Annotated in this window: 22 protein-coding genes; 9 read left to right on the top strand and 13 right to left on the bottom strand. The window is 60.1% G+C overall.

Features of this window, described 5'->3' with window-relative positions:
• Positions 1-5 precede the first annotated feature (5 nt).
• From CAG02_RS10110 to CAG02_RS10095, 4 genes are all read left to right on the top strand, one after another.
• Entirely contained in the window at positions 6-692 is a 687-nt protein-coding gene (locus tag CAG02_RS10110) for a hypothetical protein (protein ID WP_085710275.1), read from the top strand.
• Between the two features lie 49 nt (positions 693-741).
• Positions 742-1,113: a YajD family HNH nuclease gene (locus CAG02_RS10105; protein ID WP_007944009.1), complete on the top strand. Its 372-nt coding sequence runs from the start codon at positions 742-744 to the stop codon at positions 1,111-1,113.
• 98 nt (positions 1,114-1,211) lie between these two features.
• On the top strand, positions 1,212-1,682 hold the full coding sequence (locus CAG02_RS10100; RefSeq protein WP_007958066.1) for an RNA methyltransferase: 471 nt from the start codon (positions 1,212-1,214) through the stop codon (positions 1,680-1,682).
• Positions 1,683-1,763: 81 nt separating this feature from the next.
• On the top strand, positions 1,764-2,141 hold the full coding sequence (locus CAG02_RS10095; RefSeq protein ID WP_085710273.1) for a DUF2892 domain-containing protein: 378 nt from the start codon (positions 1,764-1,766) through the stop codon (positions 2,139-2,141).
• A gap of 3 nt (positions 2,142-2,144) precedes the next feature.
• Here CAG02_RS10095 and CAG02_RS10090 read toward each other — a convergent pair whose 3' ends face one another.
• Positions 2,145-3,374 (bottom strand): hypothetical protein, encoded by a 1,230-nt coding sequence (locus tag CAG02_RS10090; protein WP_085710271.1) that lies wholly within the window; start codon positions 3,372-3,374, stop codon positions 2,145-2,147.
• 50 nt (positions 3,375-3,424) lie between these two features.
• The gene (locus CAG02_RS10085) at positions 3,425-3,874 is read right to left on the bottom strand and encodes a YcgN family cysteine cluster protein (RefSeq protein ID WP_085710269.1); all 450 of its coding nucleotides are present in this window, start codon (positions 3,872-3,874) and stop codon (positions 3,425-3,427) included.
• A 282-nt stretch (positions 3,875-4,156) separates the two neighbouring features.
• Here CAG02_RS10085 and CAG02_RS10080 point away from each other — a divergent pair, with 282 nt between their 5' ends.
• Positions 4,157-4,750 (top strand): nitroreductase family protein, encoded by a 594-nt coding sequence (locus CAG02_RS10080; protein ID WP_007958056.1) that lies wholly within the window; start codon positions 4,157-4,159, stop codon positions 4,748-4,750.
• A gap of 140 nt (positions 4,751-4,890) precedes the next feature.
• Here the strand turns inward: CAG02_RS10080 and CAG02_RS10075 are convergent, their stop codons facing one another.
• From CAG02_RS10075 to CAG02_RS10060, 4 genes are all read right to left on the bottom strand, one after another.
• Complete coding sequence (locus tag CAG02_RS10075; protein WP_085710268.1) at positions 4,891-5,823, bottom strand: D-2-hydroxyacid dehydrogenase; 933 nt, start codon at positions 5,821-5,823, stop codon at positions 4,891-4,893.
• 106 nt (positions 5,824-5,929) lie between these two features.
• Positions 5,930-6,223, bottom strand: a complete 294-nt coding sequence (locus tag CAG02_RS10070) for a YcgL domain-containing protein (protein ID WP_085703814.1) — start codon at positions 6,221-6,223, stop codon at positions 5,930-5,932.
• Positions 6,220-7,353 carry a ribonuclease D gene (gene rnd / locus CAG02_RS10065; RefSeq protein WP_085710266.1) on the bottom strand — a complete coding sequence of 378 codons (1,134 nt, stop codon included), beginning with the start codon at positions 7,351-7,353 and terminating at the stop codon, positions 6,220-6,222. Before rnd ends, CAG02_RS10070 begins: the two co-directional genes overlap by 4 nt.
• A gap of 131 nt (positions 7,354-7,484) precedes the next feature.
• Positions 7,485-9,128, bottom strand: a complete 1,644-nt coding sequence (locus CAG02_RS10060; RefSeq protein WP_085710264.1) for a phosphoethanolamine transferase — start codon at positions 9,126-9,128, stop codon at positions 7,485-7,487.
• A gap of 309 nt (positions 9,129-9,437) precedes the next feature.
• Here CAG02_RS10060 and CAG02_RS10055 point away from each other — a divergent pair, with 309 nt between their 5' ends.
• Together CAG02_RS10055 and CAG02_RS10050 are read left to right on the top strand one after the other, a co-directional pair.
• On the top strand, positions 9,438-10,622 hold the full coding sequence (locus CAG02_RS10055; protein ID WP_085710263.1) for a cyanate transporter: 1,185 nt from the start codon (positions 9,438-9,440) through the stop codon (positions 10,620-10,622).
• Positions 10,623-10,835: 213 nt separating this feature from the next.
• On the top strand, positions 10,836-11,771 hold the full coding sequence (locus CAG02_RS10050) for a LysR family transcriptional regulator (RefSeq protein WP_085710261.1): 936 nt from the start codon (positions 10,836-10,838) through the stop codon (positions 11,769-11,771).
• A 3-nt stretch (positions 11,772-11,774) separates the two neighbouring features.
• Here the strand turns inward: CAG02_RS10050 and CAG02_RS10045 are convergent, their stop codons facing one another.
• Positions 11,775-12,140, bottom strand: a complete 366-nt coding sequence (locus tag CAG02_RS10045) for a 5-carboxymethyl-2-hydroxymuconate Delta-isomerase (RefSeq protein WP_085710260.1) — start codon at positions 12,138-12,140, stop codon at positions 11,775-11,777.
• A 205-nt stretch (positions 12,141-12,345) separates the two neighbouring features.
• Here CAG02_RS10045 and CAG02_RS10040 point away from each other — a divergent pair, with 205 nt between their 5' ends.
• A complete protein-coding gene (locus tag CAG02_RS10040; protein ID WP_085710259.1) occupies positions 12,346-13,059 on the top strand; it encodes a hypothetical protein in 714 nt (237 codons plus the stop codon).
• Positions 13,060-13,074: 15 nt separating this feature from the next.
• On the opposite strand, the gene CAG02_RS10035 is transcribed toward CAG02_RS10040, so the two are convergent.
• The 5 genes from CAG02_RS10035 to CAG02_RS10015 all read right to left on the bottom strand — a co-directional run bounded on the left by CAG02_RS10035 (position 13,075) and on the right by CAG02_RS10015 (position 18,217).
• Positions 13,075-13,995, bottom strand: a complete 921-nt coding sequence (locus tag CAG02_RS10035; RefSeq protein WP_085710257.1) for a LysR family transcriptional regulator — start codon at positions 13,993-13,995, stop codon at positions 13,075-13,077.
• 72 nt (positions 13,996-14,067) lie between these two features.
• Complete coding sequence (locus CAG02_RS10030) at positions 14,068-16,164, bottom strand: DUF6311 domain-containing protein (protein ID WP_085710256.1); 2,097 nt, start codon at positions 16,162-16,164, stop codon at positions 14,068-14,070.
• Complete coding sequence (locus CAG02_RS10025) at positions 16,161-16,547, bottom strand: GtrA family protein (RefSeq protein ID WP_085710255.1); 387 nt, start codon at positions 16,545-16,547, stop codon at positions 16,161-16,163. Before CAG02_RS10025 ends, CAG02_RS10030 begins: the two co-directional genes overlap by 4 nt.
• On the bottom strand, positions 16,544-17,245 hold the full coding sequence (locus CAG02_RS10020; RefSeq protein WP_085710253.1) for a bifunctional 2-polyprenyl-6-hydroxyphenol methylase/3-demethylubiquinol 3-O-methyltransferase UbiG: 702 nt from the start codon (positions 17,243-17,245) through the stop codon (positions 16,544-16,546). Before CAG02_RS10020 ends, CAG02_RS10025 begins: the two co-directional genes overlap by 4 nt.
• Before the next feature lie 3 nt (positions 17,246-17,248).
• Complete coding sequence (locus CAG02_RS10015; protein WP_085710252.1) at positions 17,249-18,217, bottom strand: glycosyltransferase family 2 protein; 969 nt, start codon at positions 18,215-18,217, stop codon at positions 17,249-17,251.
• Between the two features lie 279 nt (positions 18,218-18,496).
• On the opposite strand from CAG02_RS10015, the gene CAG02_RS10010 reads away from it, so the two are divergent.
• Positions 18,497-18,688: a DUF1508 domain-containing protein gene (locus CAG02_RS10010; protein WP_064383113.1), complete on the top strand. Its 192-nt coding sequence runs from the start codon at positions 18,497-18,499 to the stop codon at positions 18,686-18,688.
• Between the two features lie 87 nt (positions 18,689-18,775).
• Here CAG02_RS10010 and ppk2 read toward each other — a convergent pair whose 3' ends face one another.
• Positions 18,776-19,600, bottom strand: a complete 825-nt coding sequence (gene ppk2, locus CAG02_RS10005; protein WP_085710251.1) for a polyphosphate kinase 2 — start codon at positions 19,598-19,600, stop codon at positions 18,776-18,778.
• Positions 19,601-19,691: the final 91 nt, after the last annotated feature.

Raw genomic sequence — 19,691 nt, 5'->3', positions numbered from 1 at the left:
TTTCCATGAAACGTTTCGTTCTGCTCGACACCACGCCGATCCCTGACAACGGCGGCGCCCTGTGCCTGTTCGAGTATGGCGAGGACTTTGTCATCAAGATCCAGGGCGGCGATGGCGGGCAATTGATGAACACCCGCATGCACGGCTCCGAAGACGCACTGGCCGAGATCCCGTGCCGCAAGGTCGCCGGCCGGCCGGACTCGCGCGTACTGATCGGCGGCCTGGGCATGGGCTTCACACTCGCCTCCGCGCTCAAGCATCTGGGCAAGAGCGCCGAAGTGGTGGTCGCCGAGCTGGTGCCCGGCGTGGTCGAGTGGAACCGCGGCCCGCTCGGTGAAAAGTCCGGACGTCCGCTGCTCGACCCGCGCACGGTGATCCGTCAGGAAGACGTGGCCAAGGTGCTGCAAAGCGAGCCGAACGGCTTCGACGCGATCATGCTCGACGTCGACAACGGCCCCGAAGGCCTGACCCAGCGGGCCAACAGCTGGCTGTATTCCGCCGCCGGTCTCGCCGCTTGTGCCAGGGCGATGCGGCCCAAAGCCGTGCTGGCCGTGTGGTCCGCCAGCGCCGACCGGCAGTTTTCCGACAAATTGAAAAAGGCCGGTTTCAAGGCCGAGGAAGTGCAGGTCTTCGCCCACGGCAACAAGGGCACCCGCCACACGATCTGGATTGCCGAGAAGCTCAAGGGCTGAGCTAAACTTGCGTCATAACCGTCATTAGTCTTTCTACAAAGGTGAACCCATGAGTTCGTCCACCCCGACCAACACTTCGAAGCTGGATCGCATCCTCGCCGACAACCAGCGCGACAAGGAAATGGGCTACCGCGACAAGGCCCTGAAGATGTACCCGCACGTGTGCGGCCGCTGTGCCCGTGAGTTTTCCGGCAAGCGCCTGAGCGAACTGACCGTGCACCACCGCGACCACAACCACGACAACAACCCGCAGGACGGTTCCAACTGGGAACTGCTGTGCCTGTACTGCCACGACAACGAGCACTCGCGCTACACCGACCAGCAGTATTTCGGCGAAGGCTCCCTGAGCACGCCGAAAATCGCCAAGGCCACGCACAACCCGTTTGCGGCGCTGGCCGGGTTGATGAAGAAAGAAGACTGAACCGTCCGTGATCATTCCCGCGCCGTGCGGGAATGATCGGTGCCGCCCTCCCCCAATCCCCGTATAATCGCCCTCTTTTTCCCGAAGGCACCCCGCTCGTGGCAGACAAACGGTACAGCTGCATTGGTTTGTATAACCCCAAATCACCGGAAAACGTCGGTTCGGTGATGCGCGCCGCAGGCTGCTACGGCGTGTCGACCGTGTTCTACACCGGCAAGCGCTACGAGCGCGCCGCCGATTTCGTCACCGACACCAAGCGCGTGCACTACGACATCCCGCTGATCGGCATCGACGACCTGAAAAAGATCCTGCCGCTCAATTGCGTCCCGGTCGCCGTGGAACTGGTCGACGGCGCCCGCCCGCTGCCGGAATACACCCACCCGGATCGCGCCCTGTACATCTTCGGCCCCGAAGACGGCTCGCTGGATCAGGAAATCCGCGACTGGTGCGAAGACGTCGTGTACATCCCGACCACCGGTTGCATGAACCTCGCCGCCACGGTCAACGTCGTGCTCTACGACCGCATGGCCAAAGGCCTGAACACCCGTTCCGGGCCGAAATTCCGCTGAACCGCCGCACATCCGATGGAACGAGCTGACCGCCCCGGCAGTCAGCTTGTTTATCCATCACTCATTGCCTGGAGAAAGATCATGACCGAGCTCAAACGCGTCGAGCGTATCGAATCCACCCCGTTCCAGACCCGTTCCGAACAGAACGTCGAAGGCTGGGAGCGCATCGGCTCACTGGCCGGCGGCGTGATCATGGTCGGCAAGGGCCTGCGCCGTGGCGGCGTGTTCGGTCTGATTCAGGTGGCGATTGGCGGCGTGGCCATGGCCCGTGGCATCACCGGCCAAAGTTCGATGAAAAGCCTGCTGGAGAAAAGCCGTCAGGACATGAACAACGTGCGCACGAAGATCGAGCGCGCCGGTGAAGAGCTGAGCAAGCTCAAAGCCAATGCCGAAGCGGCGACCAAAACCGCTACCGTGACCGGTAATGATTCGGTGAAGTCGCCCAAAGCCGGGGTCTGATCGCTACTGAAGCAATCCGCTATCAAGCACCTTGGACGACTCGCCGATGACACTCTCGGCGAGTTGTACAAAGGCCTTGGTATCCACCGCCCCCAGATGCATCGCTCCGCGCAGCACATCATCCAGCGACCGTTTGTTGCGGGTCTTCAGACGGATCTCGCGATCCAGCTCCTGTAACAGCAAAACCGCTTTGGAGACCTGCGCCGGGCTGATCTGTTCGCCGCGCAACGTCGTCACCTTCTGGCTGTCCTTCGCCAGTTTCACCTGATATGCCTGATAACGTTCGTCGCTCATGCCTCCAGCACGGCGCACCAGTTCGACGGCGTAATACTCGGCGAACCCTTCCTTGATCCAGTCACTGCGCTGCTCGTCGTTGATCCGTCCGAACACCTGCGCCAGCTCACGGACCAAAGGGCTGCTGCCGCTTTCGCTGACCAGCGGCAACCGCGTGTTGAGGTAGATCGACTCCCGCGCCGCCAGGCTGCCGCGCCACATCGGGTCGTTGGCGCCGACGATCAGCAACTTGGTCGGATGACGCGGATACACCGCTTGCACCTGCGGCCAGACGAAGGTCAGCAGCGTCAGCACGTCCATCCGGCGCATGCCCTGCCCTTGGGGCGAGGCCACGGTGACTTCGGTTTCACCCAATCGCGTGCGACGGCTGCCGAGGTGCCCGGCGAGCATCCAGCCCGTGGGCCGATCGAACAGACGGGACGGATTGTCGATGCGGAATTTGTTCTTGCCAATGCGCGGCCACGCGGTTTCGACGCTTTTCCAGCCGTCGGGCAGTTCGAATTGCAGGCGTGAGACCAGTTCGATGCCGTCCTGCTGATCGAGCTTCGCCGGCGGCACCAGTTCATCGCCGCGCATCAGCGCCCAGGTCGGGGTCATGCGCGTGTCGAAGCTGCCGTTCTTGCGGCCGTGGCTGATGCGTACGCGGTAGGTCAGGCTGGCCTTGTCCGCCGTCGGGCGCCACACGCCGCGTGCCTGCTGGCCTGGCGTCAATTGCCATTGGCCATCGGCCTTGAAATCGCTGTAGTGGCTGCCGTCGCCGAGGTCGAAATCCAGACTGCGCACGGCCTCGCCCTTGGCCAGGGTCAGGCGCACTTCCGCCTGATCGCTTTGCGGCAACAGGCGCACGCGGTAATCCAGATCGACCTTCTTTGCCGCCCACACCGGCGCGCTCAGCATCAGCAGTCCGACGATCAGCGTCCGGCGCAATCCCACAGCCATACACACTCCTTGTTGAAACTCGATCCTCGAGGCCTGGATCCTCGAGGGGCTTAGCCGGCGCGGAAAATCAGGTGATCTTCCCAATCCTCTTCCGGCACGCTGCCTTCGGCGAGCATGCGCCCGGACTGGGAAATCCGTTCGTGGTGAACCGCGTCGCGATCACCACAGACCAGGTGATGCCACAGCGGCAGGTCCTTGCCTTCGCTGACCAGCCGATAACCGCAGGTCGGCGGCAGCCATTTGAATTCTTCGGCCTGGCCCGGGGTGAGCTGGATGCAGTCCGGGACAAACTTGATGCGGTTCGGGTAGTCGCTGCACTGACAGGTTTTCAGGTCCAGCAGTTTGCAGGCGATGCGCGTGTAATAGACGCTGTTGTCTTCTTCATCCTCGAGCTTCTGCAGGCAGCACAGGCCACATCCGTCGCACAGCGATTCCCATTCCTCGTGATCCAGTTGATCGAGGGTTTTGCGTTTCCAGAACGGTTCGACTTTGGCGGCCATGGCTCAAGCATCAACATCAGGTGGTGAAAAGGCCGCCAGTCTAGTGCCCAGGGCCCCGTGGGCCAAGCGCTGGCGACTGCCGGTTGTGCAGGGCTTGTCAGTTTTTGCGCGGCCAAGTAGCTTTGCCGTTCTCAAGAAGCCCTGGCCGGGTGCCATTAACGCTCGACCGCGTTGCATTCCGGTGAACTGCACGGCTTCGGATTCAACCCCCATCGTTCAGCCCAACTGATCCCGCCGGGTTTTGCTTCAAACCTGTCCTCAAACGTAGCAAGGAATCTCTCGATGAGTGCCAACCCTCGCGTTGCCGAATATGCCATTCACCCGCAGTTCACCGATCGCTGGTCGCCCCGCGCCTTTACCGGTGAAGCGATTTCCGAGGAAACCCTGCTGAGCTTCTTCGAAGCCGCGCGCTGGGCGCCATCGGCGTACAACTCGCAGCCGTGGCGTTTTCTCTACGCCCGTCGCGACACGCCGAACTGGGAGCGTTACCTGGGCCTGCTCAATGAATTCAACCGCAGCTGGGCGCAGCACGCCTCGGCACTGGTGATCGTGATTTCGAAAACCACCTTCACCGCACCGGGCGCGACCGAAGAAACACCGGCGCTGTGGCACACCTTCGACACCGGTTCCGCGTGGGGCCATCTGGCGCTGCAAGCGAGCCTGAGCGGCTGGCACACCCACGGCATGGCCGGCTTCGATCAGGAGCTGACCCGCAAGGAGCTGAACATTCCGCAAGGTTATGCGCTGCACGCCGCCGTCGCGGTGGGCAAGCTGGGTGACAAGGCAACCCTGGCGGATTACCTGCAAGCGCGGGAAACGCCGAGCCCGCGTCGTCCGCTGAGCGAGTTGGCGGCTGAAGGCGACTTCACCCTCTAAGCCACACTGCAAAACGAACTGTGGGAGCGAGCTTGGTCCGGGCGGCGATCCGACGAAGGCGTCGGTTGATTCAACATCTTCGTTGAATGTACTGACCTCTTCGCGAGCAAGCTCGCTCCCACCGTTTTTATCGCGACGAATCAGTAACCGCGTGCGAAATCCACTTCCCCACGCAACGCTTCGCCCGCCTGATACGCCCGCAAATTATCCAGAAACAACTGCACCATCATCGGCGGCGAGGTCGGCGCCGAGCTGTGTCCGGTCAACAGCAAACCCCATGCGGTCCAGAACGGATGACGCTGCGGCAGCGGCTCCTGACGGCAGACGTCGATCACCGCGCCCGCCAGATGGCCCTCCTTCAACGCTTCCACCAGATCCGCATCGACCACTGCCACACCGCGCCCGGCGTTGATGAACAGCCCGGTCGGCTTGAATTGCTTGAACAGCGCCGCGTCGTAAATGTCGTGAGTGTGCTCGGTGTTGGGCAGCAGATTGACCACGTAATCCACTTCACCCACCAACCGAGGCAGGTCCGCCATCGAACCGACTTCGACAAACGGCGCCTGCTCCCGGGCGCTGCTGGCGATGCCGTACAACTCGACGCCGAATGGCCGCAGAAACTGCGCCACGCTCTGGCCGATGTCACCGGTGCCGACGATCAGCACCTTGCGTCCGACCAGGCTCTGGCCGGTGCGATTGTCCCACTTGCGCTCGACCTGACTGACCAGACGCGCCAGCACTTCGCGCTCGTGACCGAGCATGTAGGTCAGCACGTACTCGGCCATCACCTGACCGAAAATGCCGACCGCCCGGGTCAGGCGGTAATCCCGGCGCAGGCCGTCGGCCAGCAGCGGCGTGATCCCGGCCCAGGTCGATTGCAGCCATTGTGGCTGGTGGCCCTGACGCAGCAGGGTCGCCAGCAGATCCGGCTGCCCCAGCCACACCGGGCAATCGACGGCCTGGCGAGCCAGTTCGGCTGAGTCACCGCTGGTCAGCACTTCAAGCTCCGGGGCCGCCTGACGCAGCAGCCGGGCGTATATCGCGTGGTCGTGTTCAGCAATCAGAACGCGCATCTTCAAACCTTTCGCAAACCGTGCAGACGGCCGTCCACTTCGTGGCAGTCGTCGCCGTAAAAACAGTTCCAGGGATTACAAGAGGCCCGGGACCGGGCCTCGCAGGTCAGACCGGGTCGTTGCGTCGCAGCAACTCTTCCGGCAAGTGCTCGATGTACTCTTCCTCGGCTGGCGGCATCTGCAGGTGGTAGCCCTGCTTGTCGAGGTTCTCCAGGACGACGGCGATGTCTTCGCTGGCCAGCTTGCGCTCGGGGGTCAGCACCAGGTCGAAGGAATGCTTCGCCTTGCCGAACGCCGCCATCAGGCCTTCCGGCACACGCTCCAGCGCATCGCTTTTGAGCACGTAAAGGTACATGCCGCTTTTCTTCGAACTTTGGTAAATGGAGCAAATACGTTTCAAGGCTGTTCTCCGGCAGTGGCCAGGCTGTCGAGCAGCTTCTGGCCCATCAACTCGCGGCGCCAGCCACGCAGCGAATCAGGCAATTGGTAAGGCCCCTCGGGGAAGCCGCTTTTGACCAGGGCTTCGAGGGTTTTCTTGCGCAGCATCAGTTCCGGCGCGATGCCCAGGCGTTCAGCCTCGGCCTGGCCCAGGGCGCGCAGTTGCTTGATCAGCGCGGCGGCTTCGATCGGCAGCGGCTCCGGCACGGCTGGCGGCCACTGATCAGGCCCCACACTGCCAGAGCGCTTGATCAGATCAAGCAGAAACTCGCCGTCCTGACGCACGGTACGCGGGTGCATGTCTTCGATCTTGCCCAGCGCGCTGAGGTTGTCCGGTTGCGTACGGGCCAGCGGCCACAACGAATGCTCACGGACGATACGGTTGCGCGGCAGATCGCGGGCACGGGCTTCGCGCTCACGCCAGGCGCACAGCTCGCGCAGAACGGCGAGTTGCGCGCGGGACAGTTTCCACGCCAGTTTCGCCTCGCGATACACCTCATACGGATCGGTCTCGCGACGCAGGTTGGCGACCAGTTCGGCGCCGTCCTCCAGTACCCAGGCGTATTTGTCGTCGGACAGTTTCGGACGCAGTTGTACGAAAACTTCCGCCAGATGCACGGCATCTTCGGCGGCATAGCTGATTTGCGTGTCGGACAACGGACGCTGCAACCAGTCAGAACGGGTTTCGCCCTTCGGCAGTTCGATGCCGAGCACTTCCTGCACCAGACGCGAATACCCCATCGAGAACCCGAGGTTCAGGTAGGCCGCAGCCAGTTGCGTGTCGAACAGCGGCGCCGGCAGGCTGCCGGTCAGGCGCAGCAGGACTTCGAGGTCTTCGCTGCAGGCGTGCAGGACTTTGAGCACCGCCGGGTTTTCGAGCAACGCCGCCAGCGGTTGCCAGGCGTCAATGGTCAGCGGGTCGATCAGATAGGCGCGTTTGCCGTCGCCGACCTGCAACAGACCGGCAATCGGGTAGAAGGTGTCGACCCGCATGAATTCGGTGTCGAGGGCAACGAAAGGCAGCTGCTGCCACTCGGCGCAAAACTGCGCGAGACTATCGTTGTCGCGAATCCAGTGAATATCGATGGCCACACGGCTCTCCCTTCAAGAATGGCGCGCAGTATATATCGCCACCGGCGCTTTCCGCGCCTGTGCAGGGCAAGAGCGTTGATGAAATCTCCTGCCTGCCAGCAAGAATAGTCTTACAGAACAATTCCGACGGATCAGTCCTTGGCCAATACGCCGTCGATGACCGCACCCCGGCAACCGGCAAACAGGTCCAGATCGTGCTGATAGACCTTGCTCTGCACTTCCAGCAGACCGAGCATCGAATGGAAGAGATTGTCCTGGCTCAACGGTTTGTCGCGGCTCAACTGCAGGCAATGGGTGTCGACCGAGTAGGACTTCTGATAGCTGTCAGAGAACCACGCCAGCATCGCCACATGTTTCTGTTGTTCCGGCGCCAGCATGTACGGCGTGCCGTGCAGGAACAGGTTGTACTCGCCCAGGGACTCGCCGTGATCGGAGAGGTACAGCATGGCGGTATCGACTTTTTCCTGATTGCTGCGCAAGACATCGATCAGGCTCGACAGCACATGGTCGGTGTACACCAGCGTGTTGTCGTAACCGTTGACGATGCTTTCGCGGCTGCAATTGTTCAGCGCGTTGCTTTCACACACCGGCGTGAAGTGTTCGTATTCCTTCGGATAACGCTTGAAGTATTCCGGGCCGTGGCTGCCCATCTGGTGCAGCACCAGCACGGTGTCCTTGTCCAGGTGATCGATGAAACTCTGCAGGCCTTGCAGGAGGATTTCGTCGCGGCATTCGCTGTTGGCGCACAGGGCCGGGTCTTTCAGATTGCTCACGTCCTGCAGGGTGACGCGATCGCAGGTGCCTTTGCAGCCCGACTGGTTGTCGCGCCAGATCACATCGATGCCGGCGCGCTTGAGCACGTCCAGCAGCCCTTCCTGATTCTTCGCCTTGCTGGCGTCGTAATCCTGGCGACTCATGTTGGAGAACATGCACGGCACCGAGACCGCTGTTTCCGTACCGCAGGAATGCACGTCGGTGAAGGCGATGAGGCCGGCTTCCTTGTCCAGTTTCGGCGTGGTGTCGCGGTTGTAGCCGAGGATGCCGAAGTTCTCCGCCCGGGCACTTTCACCCACCACCAGCACGGTCAGCGACTTGCGCGGACGGTTTTGCAGTGCAGGGTTGCGCTGGGCGTCTTCGCCGATCTTGATGAACGGTTGCTGGGCGGATACCACCTGCTCACGCAGATAGCCGGCCGATGCACCGATGTAGTTGCTCGGCACCAGCATCAGGCGCAATTCGTGGTGGTTGCGAAACAGCGAAGACAAGCCCTGATAGTTGGCCAGTGCCACGCCGCCAATAACGGCGACCGATGCTGCACATACCACAACTTTGCTTAATAACTCTCGGTGCCAGCGACGATATTCAACGGGCAACTTCCACAACAACCACGACGGCAATACGCCCAGAAACAATAGATAGGCGAACAACTTCAACGACAGCAGATCACGAACTTCCGTGGCATTGGTTTCAGCGAAGTTGCGAAACATGCCGGCGTCAATCATCACGCCATACTGACTCATGAAATAAGCGACACCGGCACTGATCAGAAACAGCGCCGTCAACACCGGTTTCAATACAGGGCGAAACGCCAGAAAGGTCAGCACGATGTTGTAGGCCGCGAAGATCATCACCCCGAAGGCAATGCCCATGGCGATGCCGTTGGCAGCGGTGATCTCGAGGAGATGTTGCCAAAGTACGAAATTGAATCCGATCAAAAGAAAGGCGCTGGCAAACAACGTCACCCATTCCGGGCGCACGGCTTTTAACTTCAACATATGAGGGGGGCTATTTCCTGAATAGAAGCGCCGTGGCCAATTGTGAAAACTTCATTGACCCGGGCAATGAAAACTCTACGTAGCCCCCCATCAATTTTTTGTGAAAAAGAAGCCAACGATTAGTTGGCTCATGAAATAACCATGAAACCTGAACATTCGTCAGGTGTGATTCAGTAAAAAATTACAGCTCGCTCCGGAAGAGCGCACGGTAGGCGTATCGACTTTTTAAATACCCCTGGGGATTTTCTGATTTGCCGGCGCCGGTAGCGCGCCCGCCTAATCAACGGCCTCTGATTCAAAGGTCTGAAGATGGAAAACGTTCGCGCCACTGCCCGCCCCGCCGCCTGGCTGATGCTCGGTATCGTCCTTGTCGCCCTTAACCTGCGCCCGTCGATGGCCGCCGTCGGGCCTTTGCTGTCGGCGATTCGTGGCGATATTCCGCTGAGCTTCAGCCTGGCATCGCTGCTGACCATGCTGCCGGTGATGGCCATGGGGCTGGCGATGTTTTTCGGGATCGGCATCAGCCAGCGTCTGGGCGAACGGCGCACGGTGCTGCTGTCGTTGCTGATCATCGGTGTGGCGACCCTGTCGCGGCTGTTTCTCGACTCCGCGGCGCAACTGATCGTCAGCGCCGTGCTCGCCGGGATCGGCATCGCGCTGATTCAGGCGTTGATGCCGGCACTGATCAAATCGCGGTTTCCCGACAACGTGGCGCTGTGCATGGGCTTGTATGTCACGTCGATCATGGGCGGTGCCGCGCTGGCCGCTTCGTTCGCACCTCAGGTGATGCTCGGTACCGGCAGCTGGCGGGCAGGGCTGGCGATCTGGGCGGTACTGGCGCTGCTCGCGTTGTTGTTCTGGTTGTCACAACGCGATGACTCACCGCCCATCGCGACCAGTACAGTGAGAAAAGAGGCCTTCTTCACCCATTCCCGCGCCTGGTTGCTTGCCATCTTCTTCGGTCTGGGGACGGCGTCCTACACCTGTGTACTCGCGTGGCTGGCACCGTACTACGTGGAAAACGGCTGGAGCGAACAGAACGCCGGTCTGCTGTTGGGTTTTCTGACGGCCATGGAGGTGATTTCCGGTCTGGTGGTTCCCGCTATCGCCAACCGCAGCCGTGACCGGCGCCTGGTGCTGGGCGCCCTGTTGGTGTTGATTATTGGCGGATTCTGCGGCTTGATCCTCAGCCCGCAACGTCTGAGCCTGTTGTGGCCGTGCCTGCTGGGCCTGGGAATTGGCGGGCTGTTCCCGATGAGCCTGATCGTCTCCCTCGATCACCTCGACAACCCGCAGCGTGCCGGCGGGTTGACCGCGTTCGTGCAAGGTGTCGGTTACCTGATTGCCGGCCTGTCGCCGCTGTTGGCCGGGGTGATCCGCGATCGACTGGGCAGCTTCGAATGGGCCTGGTGGTCGCTGACTGCGGTGATGGTGATCATGCTGCTGATCGTGCTGCGTTTCGACCCTCGACAATACGCCCGGCACTTTCGCTGATCGGGCGTTGTGCACGGTGCTTCACCCCTCTGGCTAAAGGCTTCTGGCCATCTTTTACAGGATCGTTTTGACACGTCGTATTACTAAAACTTTCTGTCCCACAACTGTCCGTGAAAAATCCTACAGGGCTTTCTCCTGGCACCATCGTTCCGTTACGATCATGCGCACACGTTTGCGCGGATTCGGCGCAAGGAGCACAGCGAGACAGAACGGATGCTGAACAGTAACTTGCTTAGAAAGCTCGACATGCAGGATCTCATGGTGTTTGTCGCCGTGTATGAGCAAAGCAGCGTCACCGATGTGTCGGAGGCGCTGTTCGTCAGTCAGTCCACCGTCAGTTACTGCCTGAAGAAACTGCGTACCAGTTTTGAAGACGAATTGTTCGTCAACACCCGCACGGGCATGCGCCCGACCTACAAGGCCAGCAGCATGTATGGCCATGTGCAGAAAATCCTCGAAAGCATCAACCTGTGCCACGCCGGCGCCCCGACCTTCGACCCGATGGCGCAACCGGTGACCTTCAACATCTGCGCCCCGGAATACTTCGAGCAACTGATCCTGCCGCGCATGCTCAAGCGTTTCGACTTCGACGATCTGCCGGTGATGGTCAACATGCACAAGTTCGAAACCGACGTGCCGGCGCAAGAGTTGCGCGATGGCAGCCTCGACCTGGTGATCTGTTTCGGCCCGCACTTCCACCGCAGCCATACCGACCTGAAATCGCGAATGCTGCTGGAGGATGACCTGGTCTGCGTCTTCGACAAACGTGCGACGCCGCTGGAGCCGCGCCTGAGCCTGCAGGCCTTCACCGAACGCCGGCACGTGTTCCCGACGCCCTGGACCTCGACCACCAACATGGTCGATGGCTGGCTCGCGCGGCAGGCACAGAAGCGCCAGATCGTCGCCCGCTCCAACAGCTACAGCGCGGCGTTGAAGATGATCACCGGCACCGATTTCATCCTCACCCTGCCCCGGCGGATCCAGCGCTTGCTGACCAACGACGCGGTGTTCAATCACTGCGAGGCCCCCAATGGCCTGCCGGGGTTCACCCTCGACATGCAGTGGAGCCACAACGTCGATCAGGACAGCGCCAACCTCTGGCTGCGCGAGCAGGTCATCAAGACCTGCGCGGAGCTGGAGGCGGCCTGAGTCTTACACGCCGATGGCGACTTTGCTGTAGGACTCGCGGTCGATATCGAGCAGTTCCACGCTCAACTGCACTTCGACACCGGCCGGCCATTCGCACAGGTCCTGCAGCACCGCCAACAGGTTTTGCGAGAGTTGCTTCTTGACCTCCGGGGAACGACCGCTGAGCAGCGCCAGCCTCACCGCCACAAAGGCCCGCTCGCTCATGGCGGTGCCGACCTTGAAGGTTTCGACCTTGACCGCACGGCTCTTGATATCGAACTCCGCCGCGAACTGACCGGAACCCACCAGGGTGTTGTTGAGCCGGATCAACGCCACGTCGGCGTTCAGTTGCGGCAGGTTGGCGGTGTATTCCATGTGCAGGTGTGGCATTTGGGTTCTCCTGAGTTGGGTGACATGACTGGCGCGTGGGTAACCATTCGTCCCATGGCCGCTATACGTATTCGTTGCCGTACTAGTCTTCGAATGTGACGTCTGAGATTAGAAGTGAGCCGTTGGTTGATTGACGCCTTCCTGGCGCCCTCTTGAGCAGTGACGAGGCGACGGACAACACTCACTGATTCAAGGATCGATCACCATGAATTTTATCCGCAACACCTCGATAACCCTCGCCGCTTTTTTCTTATCATTCAATGCTTATGCTCTGGACCCTGGCGAAGAAGACAGCCAAGGAGCACCTAGCGGGGTATTCGACTATCTGGTTTACGCCGTTACCTGGCAATCGACCTTTTGCCTTATCAAATCCCCTGCAACCGGATGTAGCCCACCGCCGAACATGTTCCTCACTCATGGCATCTGGGCTTACTTTAATAGCACCCCTCAATCTGCCAACCGTCACCCCTCATCCTGCATCAAGTCTGCAGGTTGCGATTCATCGGGCTCTGCCTGCGAGCTCTCCTCATCAATCAAGGATCAGATGTTGAGCAATCCGGATTTCACGAAACTAGTCACACAATCACCCGAAGGCTTGATCAAGCATGAGTGGCAAAAACACGGTACGTGCTATGGCGCTGACCAGAAACAGTACTTTGAGGATTTCAAAAAATTGCGCAACGCCGTTCAGTACGATGCGCGATTCAATGACTTGATTGGCAACTCCACTGGCTTCGATGACCTCAAGGCGCTGTTCCCGGCAAACACATCATTTCGCTGCGTCAATTTTCAGGGCAAACAACTTCTGTTTGAGGTTTTTTATCTGATTGATCGCCAAGGACTCCCATACACCGGAGACCAAGGTCTGCAAATCGGTGACAAATGCCTTTCGCAAGAAACTTTTATTCCCGGCAGTTGAGCAGTCCTGTGTAGTTCAGAGCGGCGAGTGAGGCCGCTCGCTCATGAATTGCTCCAGCCGCGAGCGCAGCCAGCGCTCGGCCGGGTCGCTGTCGACATGGCTGAGCCAGACCATCGACAGGTCGAGCGTCGGGGTCTTGAACGGAAACGGTTCCTTGAACAACAGGCCCGAAGCGGCCATGGCTTCGGCGGTGTAGTCCGGCAGACTGGCGATCAGATCGGTGCCGGCCAGCAGCGCCGGCAATGCGCTGTATTGCGGCACCGACAACACCACCTGACGGGTTCGACCGAGGTCCGCCAGCCACTCATCGGCGTAACCACTGACATTGGCCGTGTGGGAAACCAGCACATGGGGCCGTGCGCAATATTCGTCGAGGGTCAGCGGGGTGGCGGACTTGTCGGCGCGCAGGATGCTCGGCTGGATATGCCGCAGCAGTTTGCGCTTGGCATTGGCCGGCAGGCCACGGGTCTGGCTGATGCCGACGGTGATGTCGCCAGCGGCCAGCAGATCGGGAATCCGCCAGTAGTCGACATGCTGCACCACGAACGCCACGTTCGGTGCTTCCTGGCGCAAGGCGCGCAACAGCGGCGGCAGCAGACCGAACTCGACGTCGTCCGACAGGCCGATGCGAAAGGTCATGGTGCTCACAGCCGGGTCGAAATCACGGGTCAGGCTCAGCGCCACCGACAACGAGTCCAGCGCGGGTTTCAAATGGCGATAGATGTCTTCGGCGCGGGCCGTCGGCTCCATGCGATGACCGACGCGAATGAACAGCGGATCGTTGAGCATCGTGCGCAGGCGATTGAGCGCCGAGCTGATGGTCGGCTGGCCGAGAAACAGCTTCTCGGCGGCCCGGGTCACGTTTCGTTCGAGCATCAAGGTCTCGAACACCACCATCAGGTTGATGTCGGCCTTGCGAAGTTCATTGCGGTTCATCCATTGCCCCCTGTCCCCGGATTGCGGGCAGTGTAGAAAGGCTGCAGGGGCAGCGTCCATCAAAACGCTGCGTCATTGCACTGTCAGGGTCTTCAGCCCCAGGCCCATGACCCGCTTATCATCGTTGATCCCCAATTGCCGGGGGCTGATGGCATCCGGCAATTGCAATTCGATATTGAGCCGGTCATCCCTCTCAAGGCTCTGACTGAGCGCGGAACTGATCGGGATCTCCAGGCGATTGCCAAGGAACTGCGTCAGACTCGTGCTCAGTACCTGTTCGCCATTGAGGCTCACGATCACACGCTGGGCGTGATGCTGTGGCTGGACGAAGGCCAATGCGTCGAGCACGATTGAACGCGCCTGCGGCACCAGGCGCATTTCTATTTTCGCCTGTTGCCCGTCCGTCCACGTGCCCCAGTTTTCCGGTGTCGACCAGCCGTGGGACAGCTGTCGATTCCCGTAGTTGAACGTCAGTGTTTGCCCAGGCCCTGAAAGGGGAATCACAGATATCCGCCGCCCTTCATCCCGCATCGACAGGCACTGTGCGCAGCGTTTCCACCCCGGAGCGAGCACCACCAGGCCGTCCACCCGGGTCAGCAGATCGGTTTCACTGTTGATGCTTTTGGCGGCGTCTGCCAGGACGTCGTCGCTGAGGATGTACAACGAGTCTGCGTCGTATTGGCCCGAGTCGAGCATGTGTCGCGCTTTCTGCTGTGCCTGCGCCAGTGCCGAAGAACTCACGCGCGCCAGATAGACAGCATCGGTCTTCATACCGTGAGCCGCTGCAAACCCGGCAATCATCTGCCAGCGATCATTCTGGTTCTGCGGCATCAGACTGCGGACATTCGCGTAGCGCGCCGCGGCGCTTGCCCAGAACGGATCGTGCATCGGGCTGTTCCAGATTGCCGATGGCGCGACCATTTTCCCTTGCCTCAGACCTAGCCAGCCGCTGCGGCTATCGACGACCTGAGCCACCAGCGCCGTAGCGAGCAACAAAATGACAACCCGCGGTCGGTACCCGCGCACCACCAGAAAAATCAGGCCAAGCATCAGGGCATACAGCACCGGCCAGAACATCCGCCCCGAAGCCCGGAAGATGTTGGCCAGCCCGAGGATCACCTTCGGCAGTGGATAACCGACGGTCGATGCGCCGATCCCGATCTGATTCGACAGTGCAAAAAGCCATAGCCCGAACAAGGCCATCAACAGCCATGGACGCGCGCGCAACTCGTCCTTCAAGGGTTGCCAGTTGCCAATCCAGGCAATCAGCGCCAGCGGCACCAGCAAGAGTACGCCCAGCCCCATGTAGTTGAAGCCTTCATAGTCGCCCTCACCCTTGGGCAGATCGGGCAAGATCCTGGACCAGCCGGCCGGATCGACTGGCGACAGCAAATTCATCCGGTACAAACCAAAACCGCCGGAGGCCGCACCGTCGGCAATGCTGAAATAACCCGCCTGCCAGCAACACACACTCACCAGCGCAAACAGCAACCCGCCTTCGATCAGCCCCTGACGCCGGGTCAATTGCCGGCTGAATGTCTTGCCCAGCAAGTCTGCCAGCCAGATCAGGGCCACCATGGCCAGCAAATAGGCGTGCACCCATGACGTCACCGCCAGCAACGAACCCCAGGCCCAGCGGCGTCGACGCAGGTCCGGTACCAGCGCCAGATACAACGCGGCCAGAATCAGAAAATGTCCCGCCAGGGAAAGGTGCGCCCCCATGCGCAGAAACATCGGTGGAGAGAACACCAACAGGCCCGTTCCCAACAGACGGATCAAGAGATTGCCGGTCATCAGCCCGAGCAGTTTCCAGCCGAACCAGGCTTGCAGGACACAACACGCAAGTAACCACAGGCCAAAGTACTGGAAGGTGTCCGGCAGCCACGCACTGAAGGGTTTGAACAACAGCGCCAACAGGGGATTGGAGTCGGAAAAGATGATCGAACTGCTCAGTTCCAGGCCATAGAAAGGATTGAGCCCGAGCGGAAATGTCCAGGGCGAGTGTCGGAAGAATTCCCAGCCCAGATAATGTGTCGCCGGGTCACCCTGTTCCAGCCAGGCAATGTTTTGCGGATCCAGCGCTTGCGGTCCGATCGCCAGGAAAAACACCAACGCCCCCAACAGCAGCGGCAGCAGGGAGAGTGCCGGGTGCTCGCGCGAATCCGTCATCGATAGGTCCAGAAATTGTGCAGTACGAAAGTGAATGCCGGAATGGTCAGCGCGACCGCCACGATGCCCAACAGGTAATGCAGCCCTGCCATCTGTGCCGCCCAGGCGACGAACATCGCCAATAGAAAACCTCCCGCCGAAACCAGCAGGAATCGCAGCAGCGTCTTGCCGTGCAAGCGAGCGGAAAAACTCCAGGTGGTGTTGATCACGTAGGACACCACCGTCGCCACGGCAAATGCAACGCCGTTAGCCAGCGGCGGCTGAGGACTCACGAAATTGATAAACAACACCGCCACCAGCGCATGCAACGCAGTGACGAACAGCCCTGTCACGGCAAAACGCATGCCACGCCTGATCAGGGCCTCTCTCTCCGCGGACGTCACGGTTTGCGCGCCAGCACAAAGACACTCAGGCCGGCCAGGCGATTCATGCCCATCAAGGGCAGCTCGAGGCGGCACAGGGTCTTCAGCAGCGTATTGACCAGCGGGTGATGCATTTTCAGCTGCGAACGTGGCGCCGAACCGCCGGGAATAAGGCGCGAAGCAACGGCAATCGGGAACACTGCTCCGAAGTAGTAGGCGCCCTTCTCGACCGTTAATCCGGCGTTCTTTGTCAGAGACTCGAACTGTCCCAGGGTATAGCGACGTTTGTGTTCGAGAAAATCATCGTGCCCGCTCCACATGAACTGGAATGCCGGCACGGTCATCAGGAAGCGGCTGCCGGACGGCACCTTGTCGACGTAGGACTTGAGCAGGCCGAGATCGTCGTCGACGTGCTCCAGCACATCCATCAACAACACCAGATCGGCGTCCACGCTGTCGATCGAGCGGCGGTAATGCACCGGTTTGCCGGCGGTGGTGGCACTGGAGTCGGCCGGATAGCTGATATCCACACACCACGCTTCTCGCGCGGCGGTATGAGTCAACAGATGATGGGAGAAGAACCCTGAACCGGCGCCGACGTCGAGAATGCGCTTGATCGGCGCCTCCCCCAGCAATCGACGGGTCGCTGCCGCTTTGGAGCGGTAATACCAATGCTCGCCGATGCTGTCGCCGAGGATGTCGGTTTCCTTGAGATCCATGCTTCAGTCCTTCGGGTCGTAAATGCGGCGCACCAGGAAAACCGGCCGCCGCTTCGCTTCGATATAGGTGCGGCCGAGATACTCGCCAAGCACACCGATGCCGATCAACTGCAAGCCGCCAAGGAAGGTCACGGCGACCATCAGCGACGCATAACCGGGCAGGTCGATGCCATACATCAGCGTGCGGACCACAATGAACATGGCAAAGGCGAACGATACCAGGGACACCAGCGCTCCCAGGTACGTCCAGATCCGCAATGGCTCGGTGCTGAAACTGGTGATGCCTTCGAGCGCGAAATTCCACAGCCGCCAGCCATTGAACTTGCTCTGCCCGGCCGCCCGTTCCGGGCGCTCGTATTCAACCTGGGTAGTGCGAAAACCGACCCAGGCAAACAGACCTTTCATGAATCGCCGGGACTCCGGCAGTGTCAGCAGCGCGTCGACCACACAACGGTCCATCAGCCGAAAATCACCGACGTTTTCCGGCAATGTCTGTTCGGCAATCTTGTTGTGCAGACGATAGAACCAACTGGCGGACGTCTGCTTGGCCCAGGAGTCATTGCGGCGGCTGATGCGGTGACCAAGCACCACTTCATAACCTTCGCGCCAACGTTCGATCATCTGCAGAATGACCTCGGGCGGGTCCTGCAGATCGACATCGATCGGCACCACGATCTGCCCGGTTGCAATCTGCAAACCGGCGGAAAGCGCAGCCTCCTTGCCGAAATTGCGGCTCAGATCGACGATGCGGATCGTCGAGTTGCTCTGCTGAAACTGCAGCAGGCGCTCCAGCGTCGAATCAGTACTGCCGTCGTTGACGAACACCAACTCAAGGCTGATCTGCGCCTCACGCTCGAACACCTGACGAATGCGCAGGAGAAAGCCGTCGAGGCTGTCCTCTTCATTGAATACGGGAACCACCAGCGACAACGTCACCGGGCCCGCATGTTGCGTTCCATGCGAATGGGTCAATGGACTGCTCTTTTCTTATAGTGTTTGTCGGTCGCCGAACAAATTTCGACGCCATGAGCCGCCCCGTATTAAGCAGCACCACTGGTGCTCATGCAAGGGTGAAAAAAGGACGTACTCGCCAATCCGAAGGCCGATCCCGACGCTCTGCCTCGCGCCTTGCAGAAACATTCTCGAACGATTGGAAACAAATCCACGATAGCCAAATGAGAAGGCTCCGCTAGGCTTGCGAGCATGCGTCAAACAGCTTGTCGCAATATCCCATCGCATGGAGCGAACTGAATGTATTTCGAGATTTACAGGCAATCCAAGGGCACCCCGAGTACCGGCAAAGGCCAATGGCGCTGGCGTCTGCGGGCGGGAAACCATGAGACGGTTGCCAGTGGCGAGTCGTATGTGAACAAGGCGGATTGTCTGCATGTGATCGAGCTGATCAAGGGCGTGCAGGGGGATACGCCGGTCAAGGAGATTTGAGGGCCGGCTGACACCCCTGCAGAAACGAAAAAGCCCCGCTGATTTTCATCAACGGGGCTTTTCCGAGACTGACACGAACACCTGTCTTCAGAATTTCTCGGGGATGTGCCGGAAGGGATAATCCGATTCCTTGTAGCCCCCAGGCTTCTGCCGCTTGGGTAACTCAACCTTCTCGCGCGAAACACTCTTGTACGGAATGCGGCTGAGAAGATCGGAGATGATGTTCAGGCGCGCTCGCCGCTTGTCGTTCGAATCGGCCACCAGCCATGGCGCATATTCGGTATCGGTTGCCTTGATCATGTCATCACGCGCCCGCGAGTAGTCATACCAGCGGCTGTACGACTTGAGATCCATGGGCGAGAGCTTCCAGATTTTTCGACCGTCCTTGATACGCTCTTCCAGCCGGCGCGTCTGTTCTTCCTGACTGACGTTCAACCAGTATTTGAGCAGAATCACACCGGAATCGACGATGGCATGCTCCACCAGAGGAACCGTCCTGAGAAATTTTTCGGCCTGATCCTCGGTACAGAACCCCATCACTCGCTCGACGCCGGCGCGGTTGTACCAACTGCGATCAAAGATCACGACCTCACCCGCCGCCGGCAGATAAGGCAGGTAACGCTGCATGTACATCTGACTTTTCTCACGCTCGCTCGGGGCCGGCAACGCCACCACCCGGAACACCCGCGGGCTGACCCGATCAGTAAGCGCCTTGATCGTCCCGCCCTTGCCCGCACCATCACGCCCTTCGAAAATTACACAGACCTTGATGCCCTCGGCCCTCACCCACTCCTGCAGCTTGACGAGCTCAACGTGCAGTCGACGCAACTCCGCCAGATAGTCCTTGCTCGATAGCTTTGGGCGATCTGCGGGGGTGTCTCTGGGCGAGTCTTTCTTCTTTCCCTTTGCCATGACCGAACCTCATGCATTGAAGGGGCTGACCGCCGGATGGCTGGCGGCCTATGAGCTGGAATGCAGGAGTTTAGTCAGTATTTTCAAAGCG

Source organism: Pseudomonas sp. R43(2017), assembly GCF_002112345.1.
Classification (GTDB): Bacteria; Pseudomonadota; Gammaproteobacteria; order Pseudomonadales; family Pseudomonadaceae; genus Aquipseudomonas; species Aquipseudomonas kribbensis.
The sequence above is the reverse complement of the archived record's forward strand: the minus strand, read 5'-3'. Positions and strand labels throughout refer to the sequence as shown.

What these genes read in the sequence shown, in the direction of transcription:
- CAG02_RS10110 (WP_085710275.1), top strand. Translation starts at nt 6, where the DNA reads ATGAAACGTTTCGTTCTGCTCGACACCACGCCGATCCCTGACAACGGC.
- CAG02_RS10105 (WP_007944009.1), top strand. Translation starts at nt 742, where the DNA reads ATGAGTTCGTCCACCCCGACCAACACTTCGAAGCTGGATCGCATCCTC.
- CAG02_RS10095 (WP_085710273.1), top strand. Translation starts at nt 1,764, where the DNA reads ATGACCGAGCTCAAACGCGTCGAGCGTATCGAATCCACCCCGTTCCAG.
- CAG02_RS10090 (WP_085710271.1), bottom strand. Translation starts at nt 3,374, where the DNA reads ATGGCTGTGGGATTGCGCCGGACGCTGATCGTCGGACTGCTGATGCTG.
- CAG02_RS10085 (WP_085710269.1), bottom strand. Translation starts at nt 3,874, where the DNA reads ATGGCCGCCAAAGTCGAACCGTTCTGGAAACGCAAAACCCTCGATCAA.
- CAG02_RS10080 (WP_007958056.1), top strand. Translation starts at nt 4,157, where the DNA reads ATGAGTGCCAACCCTCGCGTTGCCGAATATGCCATTCACCCGCAGTTC.
- CAG02_RS10075 (WP_085710268.1), bottom strand. Translation starts at nt 5,823, where the DNA reads ATGCGCGTTCTGATTGCTGAACACGACCACGCGATATACGCCCGGCTG.
- CAG02_RS10060 (WP_085710264.1), bottom strand. Translation starts at nt 9,128, where the DNA reads ATGTTGAAGTTAAAAGCCGTGCGCCCGGAATGGGTGACGTTGTTTGCC.
- CAG02_RS10055 (WP_085710263.1), top strand. Translation starts at nt 9,438, where the DNA reads ATGGAAAACGTTCGCGCCACTGCCCGCCCCGCCGCCTGGCTGATGCTC.
- CAG02_RS10050 (WP_085710261.1), top strand. Translation starts at nt 10,836, where the DNA reads ATGCTGAACAGTAACTTGCTTAGAAAGCTCGACATGCAGGATCTCATG.
- CAG02_RS10045 (WP_085710260.1), bottom strand. Translation starts at nt 12,140, where the DNA reads ATGCCACACCTGCACATGGAATACACCGCCAACCTGCCGCAACTGAAC.
- CAG02_RS10040 (WP_085710259.1), top strand. Translation starts at nt 12,346, where the DNA reads ATGAATTTTATCCGCAACACCTCGATAACCCTCGCCGCTTTTTTCTTA.
- CAG02_RS10035 (WP_085710257.1), bottom strand. Translation starts at nt 13,995, where the DNA reads ATGAACCGCAATGAACTTCGCAAGGCCGACATCAACCTGATGGTGGTG.
- CAG02_RS10030 (WP_085710256.1), bottom strand. Translation starts at nt 16,164, where the DNA reads ATGACGGATTCGCGCGAGCACCCGGCACTCTCCCTGCTGCCGCTGCTG.
- CAG02_RS10020 (WP_085710253.1), bottom strand. Translation starts at nt 17,245, where the DNA reads ATGGATCTCAAGGAAACCGACATCCTCGGCGACAGCATCGGCGAGCAT.
- CAG02_RS10010 (WP_064383113.1), top strand. Translation starts at nt 18,497, where the DNA reads ATGTATTTCGAGATTTACAGGCAATCCAAGGGCACCCCGAGTACCGGC.
- ppk2 (WP_085710251.1), bottom strand. Translation starts at nt 19,600, where the DNA reads ATGGCAAAGGGAAAGAAGAAAGACTCGCCCAGAGACACCCCCGCAGAT.